We start from the raw sequence: 16,316 nt of genomic DNA, 5'->3' as shown, positions 1-16,316 counted from the left end.
TAAGAGCATATTTATTTGCGTCTAGAATGCTACGAGTAAGTCAACAGTCAAAAAGTTTCTATATCAATCAAAGCTTTTGGCTAGTTGAAATGGTTACTTTATTTATGCCGTGTTGTACTAGTCTTTAGTCTCTAGTTTTAGGCGTGAATGTTCTACGCATTATGATGAAAACTATTTGACTTTTTGTTTAATGAAGGTCACAACCTGAGTTAGCTGTTTCTTCAAGCTCTCTATTTCTGCTTGCATCTTGGCAATTTTTTCATTTAACAGCTCAATTTCTCCAGAGGATGCGGTAGCAACGCTTGGAGAAGGAACTGTAGCATTACTATTGATAGCAGCTGGGGGTGTGGCAAAACTATGGCTAGAAGTTACAGTTGCACTATGAGCAACAGCAACGCCTGCTCCCACTAGAACTGGTTCTGGGCGTACCAGTTTAGCTTTTGTCATTGCTGACTTGATAGCACCAATAAGTTGCTTCTGGTCAAAAGGCTTACCCAGAAATTCAAAATATTCAAAGGGTTCTGAAATTTTTTCAGTTACCTCTTCTTTACGCCCAGACATCATTACTAGAGGAATCTTCCTTAACTCAGGTTGGGCTTGAATTTGCTGGAACACTTCCCAACCGCTCATTTTCGGTAGTAGAAAATCTAACATGATTAAACTAAATTTATCTTTAAGGATGTAATTTAGTCCTTCTAACCCGTCTTTTGCTTCTACTACCTCGAAATTGCCAGGCGGCAACATCTCTCGTACTTTTACCCTGACAACGGTGGTGTCATCAATAACTAGAATTTTGTTACTTGCCACGACTTATTACTCTAACAGAAACTATAGGTGTAGATGGCTATTATGCCCATTGACATTGAGAATGCTCTTACTATATCCAACATTTATCTTGATTGGGGGAGAGTATATTTTCGGTATAAGTGATTTTCGGGGATGTGTTTTCTAGAACCTCTGCCCTTGTTCTCATCAATTTATGGCATGGTAATATTTAAGGCTTTAACCTTGCTCTAGAGCATAGAAAATTTGCTCCACAATACCTTTGGATCTCACGTGGATGTCTATGACTTCGTCACAACAAGCCCAACTCAAGTCAGAAATTATGGCAATGCCCAGTTGGTTACGTCGTTCTATCGGCAGAGCCAGCGAAATTTCTACAGTACAACGGATTATTAAGCAGCGCCAAATTCATACAATTTGCGAAGAAGGACGTTGTCCCAACCGGGGGGAGTGCTATGCCCAAAAAACTGCTACTTTTCTGCTAATGGGCCCTACTTGTACTCGTTCTTGTGCATTTTGTCAAGTAGATAAAGGTCATGCACCAATGCCCTTAGATTTAGAGGAACCGCAAAAGGTGGCAGAAGCTGTGAAGCTTTTGGGTTTACGTTATGTGGTACTGACTTCTGTAGCCCGTGATGACTTGGCAGATCAGGGAGCAGGGCATTTTGTCCAAACGATGGAAACTATCCGCCAGTGCAATCCAGAAACTCAAATAGAAGTGCTGACACCGGACTTTTGGGGTGGTATCGCTGTTGGGGAGGAAGGACAACGCCAAAGGATAGAGATGATTGTTAAGGCAAAGCCTGCTTGTTTTAACCACAATATTGAGACGGTGCGACGCTTAACTGGGCCAGTGCGCCGAGGAGCAAAATACGATCGCTCGCTGCATGTACTTGCACTCGTCAAAGAAATCGACTCCTCTATCCCCACCAAATCTGGTTTAATGCTGGGACATGGCGAAACCTTTGAGGAAATCATAGAAGCGATGAAAGATTTAAGAGCCGTGGGATGCGATCGCTTAACTATTGGTCAGTATATGCGACCTTCCCTAGAACATCTGCCAGTTCAAAAATACTGGACTCCAGAAGAATTTGATCAACTTGGCAGCATAGCATGGCAAATGGGTTTTAGCCACGTCCGTTCTGGGCCACTGGTTCGGAGTTCCTATCATGCGGGGGAAGATTAAGGGGGCAGGGGGCAGGGGGCAGGGGGCAGGGGGCAGGGGGCAGGGGGCAGGGAGATGAGGAGAATAAATATCCCATTACCCATTACCCATTCCCTAATTTCCAACCTTCTCACAAATATTTTTAAAGAAACTGGCTAATCGGTACCTCTGTTTGGTATTTCTTAAACAGTCCTGAAATTTAGGAGAACAGCCAATGACTGCTAAAAGCAAAAGTTCACCAGTAGCAGATAGTGGAGCTAAACCCCCCTATCCTTTCCGTACTGGTTGGGCATTATTCTTATTAGCGATCAACTTCTTAGTTGCAGCTTACTACTTCCATATCATTGAGTAATTAGAAGCTGATTGGTGCTGCTCAAATCGTGCCTTTAAATAAACCTTTAGGACGAATGAGCAGCACCAAAATCATGATTAACAGCGCTACTCCTTGTTTATACTGAGAACCAAGCCAAGGGGTGCTGACTTCTTGCACTATGCCAATCATAAAAGCAGCTGCGATCGCTCCGTAAGGATTACCTATTCCCCCCAAAATTACTGAGGCAAATAAAGGCAGAATCAAAAACCACCCCATATTTGGGCGCACTGCTGTAATTAACCCGTACATACTGCCACCCAAGGATGTGAGTGTGCCAGCAATTAGCCATGTCCAAAGGATTACTTGCTCTACATTAATTCCCGACACTCTAGCTAAATCTAAATCGTCAGCAACTGCTCGCATTGCCTTGCCAATTTTTGTATTTTGCAGCAAGTAGTGCAGTGCCAAAATCGCCACTACTGCTAACCCCAACACTAATAACTGATTTTGTGGTACCTTTAAGCCGAAGATATCTAAAGCTTGGGTCACAGGTAAATTGTAATTTTGGTTCTTGCCACCCCAAAGGAGGATAATGCCATTGCGGAGGAATAAGGCCAATCCAATAGAAATGATAATTAGTGTCGTAGAAGTAGCACGGAGACTACGCATTCTTGACCACAGTAATTTTTCTGATATGAGCATCATTACTACTGTTCCCGCTGCAGCTAGTACCATTGATAGCCAAATATTTACACCAGCACTGTTTACTAGCAGCGTTAGATAAGCTCCCAAAGTGAGAAAATCTCCGTGGGCAAAATTAGACAACCGTAAAATCCCATAGGTAAGGGTAAGTCCGACTGCGCCCAGAGCAATAATACTCCCTACAGCAATTCCATTAATAATTAATTGAGCAAGTTGTAGATCCATAGTGTTAAGCAGCTATTAAGAATTTCCTAGTTAGTGATTTCATACATTAAATTGGTGGGATCATCGTCACATTCGACACTATAGGTTATGCTTTATAAATAAGCAGGAATTGTGCGCTAATATACATAGAATCCTGTTCGCACTTTTGTGCGAAGCTCAACTTGTTCAGCGGTCTAGTTGACCATGCAGCAGTATTCAAGCTTACCAGAACAGAACTCACAGATAGATACAACCCAAACACTTTTGACCACAATACAGCAACTTCGAGCCGAGTTGTGGCTAGAAGGTGGCTTGAACCAGTTGCAAAGCCATCTCAATGATTGCTTGCTTTCTGCTTGTACCACCTTGCCACAGCCAAGAGCTACAGAAGCAGAAATTTTTCAAATTTTGGTCAACGAGATCAGCCATGCTTTAAATACTAGTAAGGTGGCGATCGCGCTGTTCCAACCACAAGAGACAACTGGTAAAATTTTTTATGTTCCACCATCCCCCTCCCGACGCTCACAACTTCTACAGGTAGAAGCGTTATCCAAAAAAGGTAAAAAGTTACGCCTGAAATTGGATGAGGTGATAGAAATTGAGGATTTACAGCACCTAGAGAATCAAGCAACGCCTGGTGCTTGGCAATTGGCCAATGATTGTGGCGGTATAACCGTTTGGCTAATTGTGGCGACAGCGCAGGTGAGAGTGGATGGGGAACTATGTAACACAGCAGAAGTAGAACTGCGATCGCAATTTATCGCACGGGCTGTGAAATATTGCTCTGTAGCGTTGGCAAAACTCAGACATCTCCAATCCTGGCAACAAAAGTCGCAATATTTGGGTAGTTCTAATCGCGAGTTGGAGCGTACTAATCAACTCAAGAATCAATTTTTGGCAAATACCAGTCACGAAATCCGCACTCCACTGAGTTCGATTATCGGCTTTACTCATCTGCTGTTGGCGCAAGGCTACGACCCAACGAGAGAACGCCATCAAGAATATTTAAATATTATTCAATCTAGCAGCAAGCATTTGCTAGCACTAATAAATGATATTTTGGATCTTTCTAAAATTGAAGCTAATCAACTAGATGTCCAGTGGGAAATTGTCAATGTGCCGACATTGTGCCGGAACGTGTTGGCACTAGTCAAAGAAAAAGCTGCTAATAAAGGTTTAAAATTACTATTAGATATTGAGCCGGAGGTAACAACAATAGTTGCCGATCCTTTACGGCTCAAACAAATGTTATTAAATTTACTTTTCAACGCTCTTAAGTTTACAACTGTAGGTACTGTAGGTTTACAAGTAGTCGCTAAAGGTAGCTTTTTGCATTTTACCGTTTGGGATACTGGTAGTGGTATTTCTCTAACAGACCAGGCAAAACTTTTTCAACCTTATTTCCAAATTGCTAATCCCACAGTTAATCGTAATGAAGGTACGGGTTTAGGTTTAGCTGTAACTCGTAAACTTGCTGAAGTACATGGTGGTTGTATAGAAGTCGAATCTAAGGTTGATTGCGGCTCGCGTTTTACTATCATACTTCCTTTAAATCCTGTAGGAGAATTAACTGGAATTACGGGTGATGTGACTGCTGCATCCGCTACAACGCCTTTAGACATTGCGCCTAGTTGTTTTTTAGAAATTTTGCTAGTAGAAAATGACTTAAACAATGCTAAATTAATGCAAATTTATTTAGAAAAACTAGGTTATCAAATCACTGTGGCCAAGAATGCTGCTGAAATGTGGCAAGCATTAAAAGATATTAATCCAGCAGTAATTTTAATGGATGTAAATCTGCCAGATGATAATGGTTTAAATTTAGTGCGGCAGTTACGAGAAAATCCCCAATATCAAATGACTCCGGTAATTGCTCAAACAGCAATGGCCATGAAAGGCGATCGCGAAATTTGTCTGGCAGCTGGAGTGAATGATTATATTTCTAAACCTATTGATTTACCATTGTTAGCTAGTTTGGTAGCTAAATATAGTAAACCTCAGTAAGAGGTTATTTATAAAGTAAAAATACAATTGCTGTAGGGGAGCCAGTCGCGTGGCGTATCTGCAGGATTCACTCTGAAGGGCTGAAGGGGTTTCCCAGGCTAGTCCGCATAACTCTTGGAACCCCCGCAAGCGACTGTAAATGTTGACTGTTGACTGTGAATCCTAACACCAAATCTGGACAACGCGACCTTGCAATTGTTGCCCTAGCCAAGGTGTATTACTAGAAAGGGTATGCAGATTTTTGCTCTCGACTTTCCAGTTTTGCTGAGGGTCAAATAAGGTTAATTCGGCTTTTTGATGAGGTGCGATCGCAGTCAGTTTGTCTCGCAAACATTCAGCTGATCTGGTACTCAAAGCCCGCCATAATTCTAAAGCGGTAAATTCGCCAGTTTCTACGAGATGTTGCCATAACAAAGGCAATGCTAACTCGTAACCAATTGCACCTGGAGGTGCTTCGGCAAAGGCTTGGACTTTTTCTTCGTAAGTAAAGGGTGAGTGTTCAATGGCGATCGCATCGATGATTCCTGTACGTACCCCTTCCCTTAAAGCCTTGACATCGCTGGGATTACCCAAGGGTGGGTCTAAATGCAAGCTGGTGTGATAACTTTTGACTGATTTGGTATCTAGTAACAAATGCATCCAAGTAGTGCTGGCGGTGATGGGTAAACCAGATGCCTTGGCTGATGCAATTAAATCTACACTACGTGCCGTAGAAACACGCATAATATGTACGTGAGAATTGCCTGTGGCGGCGACTAATTCTAATAAAGCTGCGATCGCACTTGTTTCTGCGCTGGCGGGTATTGGCGGTAAACCCAGACGAATCGCATCTGGCCCTTCTCGCATCACACCATTAGCTGTTAATTGTTGGTCACAAGGCCAAAAAGCTACTGGTTTACCTATAGGCAGCAGATATTCTAACACCCGTCGCACTAGTCCTAAATTTTCCCTGGGGACAGCATCGGTAAAGCCAACAACCCCCGCTGCCGCTAAATCGGCTAATTCTGTTAATTGCTTCCCTGCTAAATCTAAGGTAACTGCACCCCATACTTGCAACTGGGGTGTAGCTGCAGCCTCCTCTGCGCCTCTGCCTTTCTGCAACTGTGCCACAACAGCCGGGTTATCAATCACGGGGGATGTGTTGGGTAAAATGCTGACTCTGGTAAAACCACCAGCCGCCGCTGCTTTTAACAGAGATGAGATTGTTTCCCTTTCTTCAAATCCCGGTTCTCCAGAGTGGCTGTACAAATCCACTAACCCTGGCCCTAGAACTAATCCCCGACAATCTCTAATTTGAGTATCGGAACTAACGTCAGTAATGTGCGCTGCGATCGCTTGGATGTAACCATCAGCAATTAGCACATCAGCTAGTTGATCTGTTCCAGAAACCGGGTCAATTACCCGTACTTGTTGTAGCAATTCAGTTGTCATGTGTGCTTTTAGCGATTACTTATCAGTGTCTTAACTGTGAGTCTATTGTGATCTATCTGTTGACCGAATCAAGGATGAAGGACAAAGGTAGGTTGCACTGAGAATGGATATCAGTTTAAACTCCATCCCTCAATAAGTCCGGTAATTTTATACTTCATACTTTATACTTCAGCCTTCAGTTGACCGACAGCTTAACACTGACCTCTACAATGCTCCAGCTGCCGTTTTATCGAATACACCGCCACCTAAGTGAGTGGTGATATTCATAGCTTGCAGCACTGGTAAACCATCTGGCCCAGCGGGGTAATCAATGACGCTAACTGCGCCGTTACCCTGGCGGAAATTCCAGAAGTTGTCTGATGGTAAACCAAGAATATGACATAGTAAAGTTTTATTAGTAGCGTCGTGAGCCACGACGATACCAATTTTGAGATGACTTTGTGATGCTGCTTGCACAATTAAGCGCCAAGCTGCAACGCTACGTTCCCAAACTTGCTGTAAATTTTCTCCTTCTGGCATTTGTACTTGTGCTGGTTCTGTGCGCCAGCGTTCTAACTCTCCGGGAAACTCTTGTTCGATTTCTACTTCTAATTTACCTTCCCAGAGTCCGTGGCTAATTTCTCTTAAACCATCTTGGTATTCCAGCTTTACACTAGGATGGTGCTGCAATATCAGTTCTGCTGTTTCTTTGGGACGCGCCATCGGACTGCTGACAGCAAAATCTAGTTCCACATCTTTGAGAAACTCACCAGCTTTGCGCGCCTGGTTTCTACCGTTGTCATTGAGGGGAACGTCAATTTGTCCTTGGAATCTAGTTTGGCGATTCCACTCGGTTTCTCCATGACGTATGAGTAGTAATCTGACACCTTGATGTCCGGGACGCAAGGAAGGCAGAGTTTCGCCTGTATGTTGTGTCTGATTTAAAGATTCTAACTGTACGGGGTCGCCCAAACCGCCAGCAAAATTTAATACTGTAATGCCACAGTTAGATTGCTGGATGGAATGGTAACGGCTGGCGGGAATTCCTAACGCCGTGCTAATTAAAGCGCGATTAATGCCGTTATGTCCCACAATCAAGATAGTTTCACCTTGATGATGGGGTAAAGTTTCTTGCCAAAACTGCCGTGCTTGTTCGTATAAAGACAGAACCGGAAAATGCTCTTTAGTTCCCTCTGCGCTTTCCACTAACATCCGCAATTCATGGGGACGTTCGTGCCAAGTTTGGTAATCTTCAGCGAACTGTTGCTTCACCTCAGATGTGAGCATTCTCTCCCATAAAGGCAGGTCAATTTCCAATAATTTATCGGCAGTTTGGCAGACAGCAGACTTGCTAGTTGGATTTGTCAACTCACGTTGAATAATTTCTGCTGTTTGCTTTGCTCTCTGTAATGGACTGCTATAAATTGCATTGAATAAAATGTTACTGAGGGCCTTGCCTAATTTGCCGGCATCGGTTTGACCTTTTTCTGTCAATAGAGACGCATCAGTGCGCCCTTGGATACGCCGCTCAGTGTTATACATACTTTGGCCGTGGCGTACAATGATGACACGGGTCACTATCTTGCTCTCCTCTCTCTAAAGGAACAATTTTACTGCAAACTGGGTTAATCACTGTAACTTAATTTTTACCAAGAAAGATAGGGGGGAAGAGGCAAGGGGGTAGGGAGCAGGGAGCAGAGGAGAAATCATCATTCTTGTAGAGACGCGATTCATCGCGTCTATCTATCCGTGTCGGGAGTTCATCGCGTCTCTATGACTCAACACTATTAAGGAATTATATATGTTAAAAGGTATTTCGTTAGCGATCGCACTTTCTTTTATTCCTGTAATTAACTACAACCATAGTCAAGTAATTGCTACCACTACTACTGGGTATCAAATTGCTCAAAATTCTCAGCAATCTACAGTATTAACTGAGGAACGATTGGGGATTGGTGGTATTAAACTTTCTATGCGTGAAATACAAGTCAGAAAAATTTTAGGTAAACCTGTAACAGTAGAAAATGGTAATATGCCTGCGATCGGGAGAGTTCGGACTCTCAAATACCCCGGTATCACAGTTGATTTAGATGAGGGTTCTACGCCAGGTAAATTTAGCGTTTATCAAATCAAAGTTACCAGTAATAAATATGCCACTATCGATGGCGTAAAAGTTGGCGATGGGCAATCAAAAGTGCTGAGAACCTACGGCAAAGCGGAGATTTATCAAGAAGATAATCTTTCTAGAGTAAGTTACAGCATCGAAAACCCTAGCCCTGGCGGTTTAAATTTTACATTTAAGAATGGCAAAGTTGTCGAAATTCTCTGCTTTTACCTCATGAATTAACCTGACTTTTTTACTGCAATTGCATCGCGCTGAGAGGTTATTTATAAAGTAGGGTGTGTGAGGCGCTAATTTCTAATATGATTTGTCACGAAAGAACTATTTTAGCGCCATTTTGAAAAAACATAGATAAGGGCACGGCAACCATAATTTTTTGCGATATCAAATTATCTTACAGGTGCCGTGCCCCTACAAAGAATTTATCTATCTCTCTTATCGGCGTTTAATTTCCTGGCAAACTAATATCAAGTCCAACTAATTACTGACGATATGGTTGCTCTTGTTGGTAATTGGTAATTGTTAAACTGAATTTTTCTTTCCCATTACCCATTACCCATTACCCATTACCGACCTTCACAGATATGATAAGTCCTCAAACGGACATGATATAACATCTATTGTGCAAGCCATATAAAGATGCAATAGTATAAAAGCGTATGGGTAAGTAAGCATCTTTTACCAGTTTACTGACCTAAAACGCTTAAAATTACTTAATATTTTAGCTTGTATGGTGGCTATTGTTACTCAAACACTGCATGACTTGCGCCCAGGCGATCGCGTTAAATATCATGGTGTCGATTGGAAGGTAGAAGACTACAGCATATATCAAGATCCGCAGGGATATTTAACAGATGAGTGGTTGCTGACTTCTAATAAGGGTTCAGAATATTACTTATTAAGAGAATTCGATCCAACTAATAAGCCACATTCTATAACTTGGTATCTGGCTAACCCACTACAAAATCCACGCCTGTTACTACCAGATTCCGAAGAAGATATCGTACCCAGGTTATGGGACGATATGCAATCTCAAGCGGAACCATATCCGGAATTACAACTATTCTATAAACGTTATTACTTTGAGTCACGCACAGAGGGAGACTATCAGACAGAAGGTGAGATAAAATCTCGGATTACCTGGGATTACTGGGATGAAGAACATCAAATAAATTTAGCTATAGAAGCTTTCCCTTATCATCAATTAGATATTTATTCCACCAAAATAGTCCGTCCTGAAGAATTTTCCTCAATCCAAAAATTAGCAGATGCAAATCAGATTGATGTTGTAGAGATTATTGTCAAATCTGTGCAAGCTGTATTTGCTGCTGTGCTATTGCTAGTAGGAATTTGTATGATGATATTTGGATAAGAGGGAAATGCCTAATTCTTTATTTATTGAACAACATGATGATGGGATTGCTTTCTATATCAACGGAGATTTGCAGTTTGATACGGCGGATGAAGCAATATATCATGAATATTTGGTAATTCCGGCTATAGCTTTAGCAATTAAAAGATTTCCGCAGACAGATTTACGGGTGTTAGTTTGTGGGGGTGGTGATGGTTTAGCAGCGAGAGATATATTACGCCTTCCCCAAGTTAGCGAAATTGATTTAGTTGATTACAACCCAGAAGTTTTAGAATTAGCGCGTACTGTCTTTAAACCTTATAACTTGGGAAGCTTAGAATCAGAAAAAGTTACTGTCTATACTCAAGATGCATTTAACTTTGTTTCCCAACAGCCAAATGATTATTATCATGTCATCATTTGCGATTTTACCTATCCCCATGCTGCAGAAGACACGAATATATATAGTCGGGAATGGTTCCAAAAGCTGAATCGCGTACTAATTTCTAATGGCGTAATTTGCACAAACGGCGTTTCTCCCCAAAATAGAACAACAGGTTTTTGGTGTTTATATCAAACGCTGTTAGCAGCAGATTTCACAGTCAAACCTTTACAGCTAGCTATTCCTTCATTTTCTCATCATGGTTATGGTAATTGGGGCTTCTTTTTAGCATCGCCGCAGGTAATTACGCGCTATGAAATTGAAGTCCTCAATTTTCCCGAAGAGTTACATTGCTTAACCCGTAGTCAGCTACTCCCAGCCTTTATTTTTGAGAGTGCGATCGCAGATTCTCGGCATGGAGTTATGATTCATACTTTAGAGAGTCCACAACTGTTTTATTATCTGCTAAATTCTCCATCGCAGTTAGACAATTTAGGCTTAGAATCTGACGCTAGCATTGATTTTTTAGATATTGAAGAGACAGGAACAGCCGCAATTGGAGAAGGTGATTTACTAGATTTAGCATCAGTAGCGAAATTTTGGATAGAAAATATCTATGCTTTGCCAGAAACACAGGATAAGTTAGCAGATATAAATCGGTATTTACCTGTGCGTCATCGCTACCATAGCCAAAATATGACATCAGCATGGCTAGCACATCTCAAAGAATTACTTGCAGAAATAGATATTAAGCAATTATTGCAGAGTTTGTTAGCTAGAGCGCAAGATTTACCTCCACAAATTGCTCAAGATTTGAAAAAATTAGCTGATAAAGTTAGTAATAATCAAGCATTAGCAAATCTACATCCGCAAACAGTGGAGTTAATCGCCATGCTATCGGTAACCTTATTAATGGCAAATTTAGTTGCACCTGATTCAGTATTTGCTAAAGGTTTCTCTTCTAGTAGCGGTAGTAGCAGTAGCAGCAATTCTAGCTATAGTGACAGTGGTGATACATTTATGAATAAATTTATCGGTATGTGTCTCACTGGAGTAGGGGGAGTTTGGCTGTATAATATCTTCTTCCCGCAAAGAGAAGAGTGAAGATAATTCGTAATTAAATCATAGGGAAATAATATGATTTATGCAGATAAGTAATTCACACACCAATAAATTGACTCAGCAGGATTTAGCTTTAAATATTAGAGAATTGAATACAGCCGCACAACAGGATTGGGATGCATTCATCAAAAATCATCCCAATGGTTGCTTTATGCAAACTTGCAGTTGGGCAGATTTTAAAGAAATTGAGGGATATAAAACCTTTCGCTACGGTTTATTTTTAAATAATCAATTAACGGGAGGATGTATTTATTATTTATATCCTCAAAGCAATAAAGCTAACTTATTGATTGCGCCTGGTGGGCCAATATTACCACAAGAATATGCAGAGTCAGCGCTACAGCTATTGTTACATCAAGCCGAAAAATTAGCGCAAGAATTAGGAGCGATCGCACTGCGGATTGAACCACTATGGACATCAAAACCAGCGTACCTGAAAAAATTTGTCCGCGCACCTGCTGATTTATTACCATCGGAAACTTTACTCATAGATTTAACGCCAGAACTTAGCGAAATTTTAGGGGCGATGAAGCCGAAAGGACGCTACAATATCCGCCTCAGTCAACGCTATGGTGTGACAACAGAATTTAGCAATGATTCCCAAAAAATTCCTGTATTGTATGAATTATTTTGGGAAACAGTACAGCGTCAAAAGTTTTTTGGTGAACCCTACGGCTTTTTTATCAATCTTTGCCAAACATTATTTAAATCAAACATGGCAGAAATTGGTGTAGCCTATTGGCAAGGTGAAATCATAGCAGCAATTTTAGTAGTATATTGCGGTCAAGTGGCTACTTATTTATATGGTGGACGGAGTTTAGCACATCCAAAAGTTATGGCTAATTACAGCTTACATTGGGAAGCTATGCAAAGGGCTAAATTGCGCGGTTGCCAATTTTATGATTTCTATGGTTTTACCCAAGATGTAAATCATAGTTATGCCAAGTTTTCGCAATTTAAAAGTCAGTTTGGTGGACAACCTATTAAAACTATAGGCGCTCACGATTACTTTTTTTATGACCAATTAGCTGATACTCTCATTAGCTTATTTCAAAACCTGGCAGGTGGAAGCAAATGAACGAAAGACTGATGGCGCTAGTTACGCAATTTGGCGTGATTTTACTAGAATTATTTGTAGGTTTTGGTTTATTCTGGCTGGGACAATTTGCTTATCAAAAGCTGTTTCGCCGCCGCATGGAATTAAATTTAGAATTGTTTGTTAATGATAACCCTGCGGTTGCAGTGGCTTTAGTAGGTTACTATTTTGGTATAGTTATTGCTTTAGGTGGCGTTCTCGGTCAAAGCGTAGACAATTGGCAAGATAAAGCGCTGAATTTAATTAGTTATGGTGCCACAGTAATTTTATTAATGCTAGCTGGTGCATGGGTAGGAGATAAATTAATTCTGCGTCATTTTAATTGTGAACGAGAAATTATTCAAGACCGTAATATTGGGGCGGCGAATGTAGAAGCAGCAAATCACATCGCCAACGGTTTAATTTTAAATGCGGCTTTAGCTGGAGAAAGTGGTGGTTGGTTGGTAGGAATAGTTTGTTGGTTAATTGGCTTAGGATTACTCGTGTTAGTCAGTTTCGTTTATCCCAAAGTTACTAAATATAATGTGTTTGCAGAAATTGAAAAGCGCAATAACCCGGCTGCTGGTGTAGCTTTGGCGGGTTTATTGATTGCTACAGGTAACATTGTCAGAGTCGCCTTTGCTGCTGAATTTGAAAACTGGGTTGTGAGTTTTGCCCAGTATGGATTACTGTTAATATTTTGCTTAATTTCGTTGGTTGTAATTCGCTGGTTAGCCGATTTAATTTTAGTACCTGGTGTAAAAATATCTGATGAAATTGCCAATCAAGAAGTTCCCAATGTTGGCGCAGGTTTAATCGAAGGATTTGCTTATATTGCAGCTTCCTTTTTAATTGCTTGGTGTCTTTAAAAAATTATGAATTATTAGTAGGGTGCGTTAGCTTCAGCGTAACGCACCGCCACATAGATAGTTAAGCGTAAATTTAATTGTCTCTAATCATCAAATTCTCTCATAGCCGTATATGAGAAAGTTTATCAACCAGTAATATTTAAATAATTCCAGTTAGCCATGCTTTCAGAATCAGTAATTTGTCTTGTAAGAATTTCGGCTAATAGCCTAGCTTTTTGCTGATTATCTTTTTGGTAGTCGCATATATGAATATCGATTGTAACTTTTGCTTCTTCTGGCCAAAAATGCAGCGCTACATGAGACTCTGCTAGTAAAATAACTGCGGAAACTCCCTGTGGTTGGAATGCATAAGCCAGTTCACCAACAATAGTGAGTTGAGCTATATGAGCCGCATTTTTGATAACCTTGATAAAATCTGCCGCTTCCCAATTGAAAACAGTCTGTGCAGCTGGCAAAATTGCGTAGAAATGATGGGACTGAATCACCTATATAAGTCTTGGGTTGGAATCGTCAAAGGTAATTGTATGCTCAAGCGTAACAATAAAATGCTCCTTGTGTATGATACGGAAGTATAGTATGATTACCCAAAAATAATCATCGCTTAACTACATTGCTACGGACAGCATGTGCTGCGGCGGCTTGTAGTTTAGCATAAGTTTGCTCTGGTGCATTAACCCCGAACCACAAGAATTAAAATTCAAAATATTTTACAGTTTAATCCTACTAAACTGACTTAAAAAGTAGTGCGGTAGGCATTAGGGAGCAGAGAAGAAAAGGGACGGGGTAACGAAAAATAACGAATGAAAAATTACCAATTACAAACTAAAAAAATTCAAAAATATTTATTCGTTATTCTTAATATGCAGTTTATTGAGGAATAATGAGAGAAATTCATGTCACGCGATGGCAAAGAGAAGTCTAGCCCTTACTTTTACCATCATTGATTACATTTATCTCCAGTTGAAAAAAGCGCTCGAGACTCTATGCATGAGAAAATTTTCTTCTCGAAAAGATGCGATCGCCTAATTTTTGTATTGTATTTTTTTAATACAAATACAAATTAAATAACTACAGGAGCATCTATAGATTGCTTAGTTAAATCCAACACCTGAAAACTATTGCCTAGGCTAATTGGAAGCATAATGACTAAAGTTTATATTCTGGATGCCAACAAACAACCTTTGTATCCCATACATATCAGCCAAGCCAGAAAGCTATTGTCACAAGGTGATGCAAAAGTATTCCGGCGATATCCATTTACAATTATTTTAAAGGAGGTGCTGACACAGTCTAGGCTAGAACAACTTGGTATTAAGATTGACCCTGGGATAAATTAAATTAATACAGAACAACGTACATAAAGCCCTAACTAAAACAAGCGAAAAGCTTAGACAGTAATAATTTTTCTATTAATTTAGACTTTGGCTTTTTGTCTTTTTTTCTATTATTGCTGTGCGAAATTCGCGTATTTCAAATTAAAAACTTTTGTGAACTAGGCTTGTAGCTCTTTTGTGACTGTGTATTAGTAGTGAGCAGGAGTTTTTATCTCGCTATACTTTAATCCTCAGGAGAATCCAAAGGATAGAGTAAGGCGAAAGGCAGGTTATGGTAAGCTAAAACAACTCTAATTTGTATATGTGATATCAATTTATATTTAGATTGAGAATCGTCTTGTACGTTTGAGGTTTTATGAGTTCTTTTGTACTAAGCAGCCAGCAAATTGGGATCAATTTGTGCAATTGCTTAGACAATTGTGAGCTATTTTAGCGAAGCGACTTTTAGGTAGTTGCTTGAGCAATTTATACGTGCCAAATTATGCAAATTCAATTATGTCATAGCTGAGTTTGATTGTTATCTGTTGTATTAAAATCAACATCTTTACGGCTCTCGAGCCTGACTAAGGCTATCATCACCCAAGGCAAGAGTATCTGTTATTCATGCCGATTGTTTGGTGAGTTTAGGAATATATATTGCAAAGTACAACAACTTTAAACCATTGCCAAAAAAACGCATGGTTAATTAATAGTTAGGAATAAGAAAATGCCTAAATTAGAAAGACCTAAACCCCCTGTATTTGAACGAGTAGAAGATGAACGCTTACACCGCAAACAACGCCTAGCCGCAGCCTTTCGTTTGTTTGCGCGGTTAGGATTTAATGAAGGTACAGATGGACATCTAACAGCGCGCGATCCAGAGTTTACAGATCATTTCTGGGTCAATCCCTTGGGTGTAGAGTTCTGTGATGTTCGAGTTTCCAACTTAGTATTAGTTAACCACGATGGCGATGTAGTTAAAGGAGACCAGGCAATAAATCGTGAAGCGATCGCCATCCATTCTCAGATTCATGCTGCTAGACCAGATGCGATCGCAACTGTATACGCCCATTCAATTTATGGTAAAGCTTGGTCTATCCTAGGTCGTCCGCTTGACCCCCTGAATGAAAATGCTTGTGCTTTCTACGAACACCACAGTGTATTTCATGACTGTACAGAAGTCTTATTTAATGCTTGCGAATATCAACGCATTGTGGAAACTTTGGGAAATAATAAAGCCATAATTTTACGTAATCACGGGATGTTAACCGTTGGTCAATCAGTAGATGAAGCTGCTTGGTGGTTTATTAATTTAGAAAATTCCAGTCAAGCACAACTTTTAGCTGAGGCTGCGGGAAAACCCCATATTATTGAACATAATACTGCTCGTTTAACCAGAAACCACATTGGCGCACCTTCAAATGGCTGGTTCTGTTTTCAAACACTTTATAACAGAATTGTCCGCGACCAACCTGATTTACTGGAGTAATATTATTAGCCA

Annotated in this window: 15 protein-coding genes; 10 read left to right on the top strand and 5 right to left on the bottom strand. The window is 40.4% G+C overall.

Annotated elements, in window-relative coordinates; genetic code table 11:
* Positions 1-171: 171 nt before the first annotated feature.
* Complete coding sequence (locus AACU25_RS00535; protein WP_096573424.1) at positions 172-807, bottom strand: response regulator; 636 nt, start codon at positions 805-807, stop codon at positions 172-174.
* Positions 808-1,066: 259 nt separating this feature from the next.
* Here AACU25_RS00535 and lipA point away from each other — a divergent pair, with 259 nt between their 5' ends.
* Positions 1,067-1,969 carry a lipoyl synthase gene (gene lipA / locus AACU25_RS00530; protein WP_096573423.1) on the top strand — a complete coding sequence of 301 codons (903 nt, stop codon included), beginning with the start codon at positions 1,067-1,069 and terminating at the stop codon, positions 1,967-1,969.
* Between the two features lie 193 nt (positions 1,970-2,162).
* Entirely contained in the window at positions 2,163-2,300 is a 138-nt protein-coding gene (gene psaX, locus AACU25_RS00525; protein ID WP_045871941.1) for a photosystem I protein PsaX, read from the top strand.
* Positions 2,301-2,321: 21 nt separating this feature from the next.
* On the opposite strand, the gene AACU25_RS00520 is transcribed toward psaX, so the two are convergent.
* Positions 2,322-3,188, bottom strand: a complete 867-nt coding sequence (locus AACU25_RS00520; protein WP_096573422.1) for a branched-chain amino acid ABC transporter permease — start codon at positions 3,186-3,188, stop codon at positions 2,322-2,324.
* Positions 3,189-3,371: 183 nt separating this feature from the next.
* Between AACU25_RS00520 and hrmK the strand changes: the two genes are divergently transcribed.
* On the top strand, positions 3,372-5,171 hold the full coding sequence (gene hrmK, locus AACU25_RS00515) for a hybrid histidine kinase/response regulator HrmK (protein WP_096573421.1): 1,800 nt from the start codon (positions 3,372-3,374) through the stop codon (positions 5,169-5,171).
* Positions 5,172-5,333: 162 nt separating this feature from the next.
* On the opposite strand, the gene AACU25_RS00510 is transcribed toward hrmK, so the two are convergent.
* Both AACU25_RS00510 and AACU25_RS00505 read right to left on the bottom strand, forming a co-directional pair.
* Positions 5,334-6,602, bottom strand: coding sequence for a dihydroorotase (locus tag AACU25_RS00510; protein WP_096573420.1), 1,269 nt, complete (start codon positions 6,600-6,602; stop codon positions 5,334-5,336).
* Between the two features lie 204 nt (positions 6,603-6,806).
* Positions 6,807-8,159, bottom strand: coding sequence for a histidine phosphatase family protein (locus AACU25_RS00505; RefSeq protein WP_096573419.1), 1,353 nt, complete (start codon positions 8,157-8,159; stop codon positions 6,807-6,809).
* Positions 8,160-8,382: 223 nt separating this feature from the next.
* Between AACU25_RS00505 and AACU25_RS00500 the strand changes: the two genes are divergently transcribed.
* The 5 genes from AACU25_RS00500 to AACU25_RS00480 all read left to right on the top strand — a co-directional run bounded on the left by AACU25_RS00500 (position 8,383) and on the right by AACU25_RS00480 (position 13,502).
* Positions 8,383-8,928 (top strand): hypothetical protein, encoded by a 546-nt coding sequence (locus AACU25_RS00500; RefSeq protein WP_096573418.1) that lies wholly within the window; start codon positions 8,383-8,385, stop codon positions 8,926-8,928.
* A gap of 505 nt (positions 8,929-9,433) precedes the next feature.
* A complete protein-coding gene (locus AACU25_RS00495) occupies positions 9,434-10,075 on the top strand; it encodes a DUF4178 domain-containing protein (RefSeq protein WP_096573417.1) in 642 nt (213 codons plus the stop codon).
* Between the two features lie 7 nt (positions 10,076-10,082).
* Positions 10,083-11,540: a spermine/spermidine synthase domain-containing protein gene (locus AACU25_RS00490; protein ID WP_096573416.1), complete on the top strand. Its 1,458-nt coding sequence runs from the start codon at positions 10,083-10,085 to the stop codon at positions 11,538-11,540.
* 40 nt (positions 11,541-11,580) lie between these two features.
* Positions 11,581-12,636, top strand: coding sequence for a lipid II:glycine glycyltransferase FemX (locus tag AACU25_RS00485; RefSeq protein ID WP_096573415.1), 1,056 nt, complete (start codon positions 11,581-11,583; stop codon positions 12,634-12,636).
* On the top strand, positions 12,633-13,502 hold the full coding sequence (locus AACU25_RS00480; protein ID WP_096573414.1) for a DUF350 domain-containing protein: 870 nt from the start codon (positions 12,633-12,635) through the stop codon (positions 13,500-13,502). The genes AACU25_RS00485 and AACU25_RS00480 overlap by 4 nt, the downstream gene beginning before the upstream one ends.
* Positions 13,503-13,627: 125 nt before the next feature.
* On the opposite strand, the gene AACU25_RS00475 is transcribed toward AACU25_RS00480, so the two are convergent.
* Positions 13,628-13,957, bottom strand: coding sequence for an S-adenosylmethionine decarboxylase (locus AACU25_RS00475; RefSeq protein WP_199347518.1), 330 nt, complete (start codon positions 13,955-13,957; stop codon positions 13,628-13,630).
* Between the two features lie 687 nt (positions 13,958-14,644).
* Between AACU25_RS00475 and AACU25_RS00470 the strand changes: the two genes are divergently transcribed.
* Together AACU25_RS00470 and AACU25_RS00465 are read left to right on the top strand one after the other, a co-directional pair.
* Positions 14,645-14,839, top strand: a complete 195-nt coding sequence (locus AACU25_RS00470; RefSeq protein WP_096573412.1) for an RRXRR domain-containing protein — start codon at positions 14,645-14,647, stop codon at positions 14,837-14,839.
* Positions 14,840-15,542: 703 nt separating this feature from the next.
* Entirely contained in the window at positions 15,543-16,304 is a 762-nt protein-coding gene (locus AACU25_RS00465) for a class II aldolase/adducin family protein (protein ID WP_096573411.1), read from the top strand.
* The last annotated feature ends 12 nt before the right edge of the window (positions 16,305-16,316 follow it).

Origin of the sequence: Tolypothrix tenuis PCC 7101 (genome assembly GCF_963874875.1) — a bacterium.
Lineage (GTDB): Bacteria > Cyanobacteriota > Cyanobacteriia > Cyanobacteriales > Nostocaceae > Aulosira > Aulosira tenue.
This window is presented reverse-complemented; position numbering and strand designations above follow the sequence as displayed.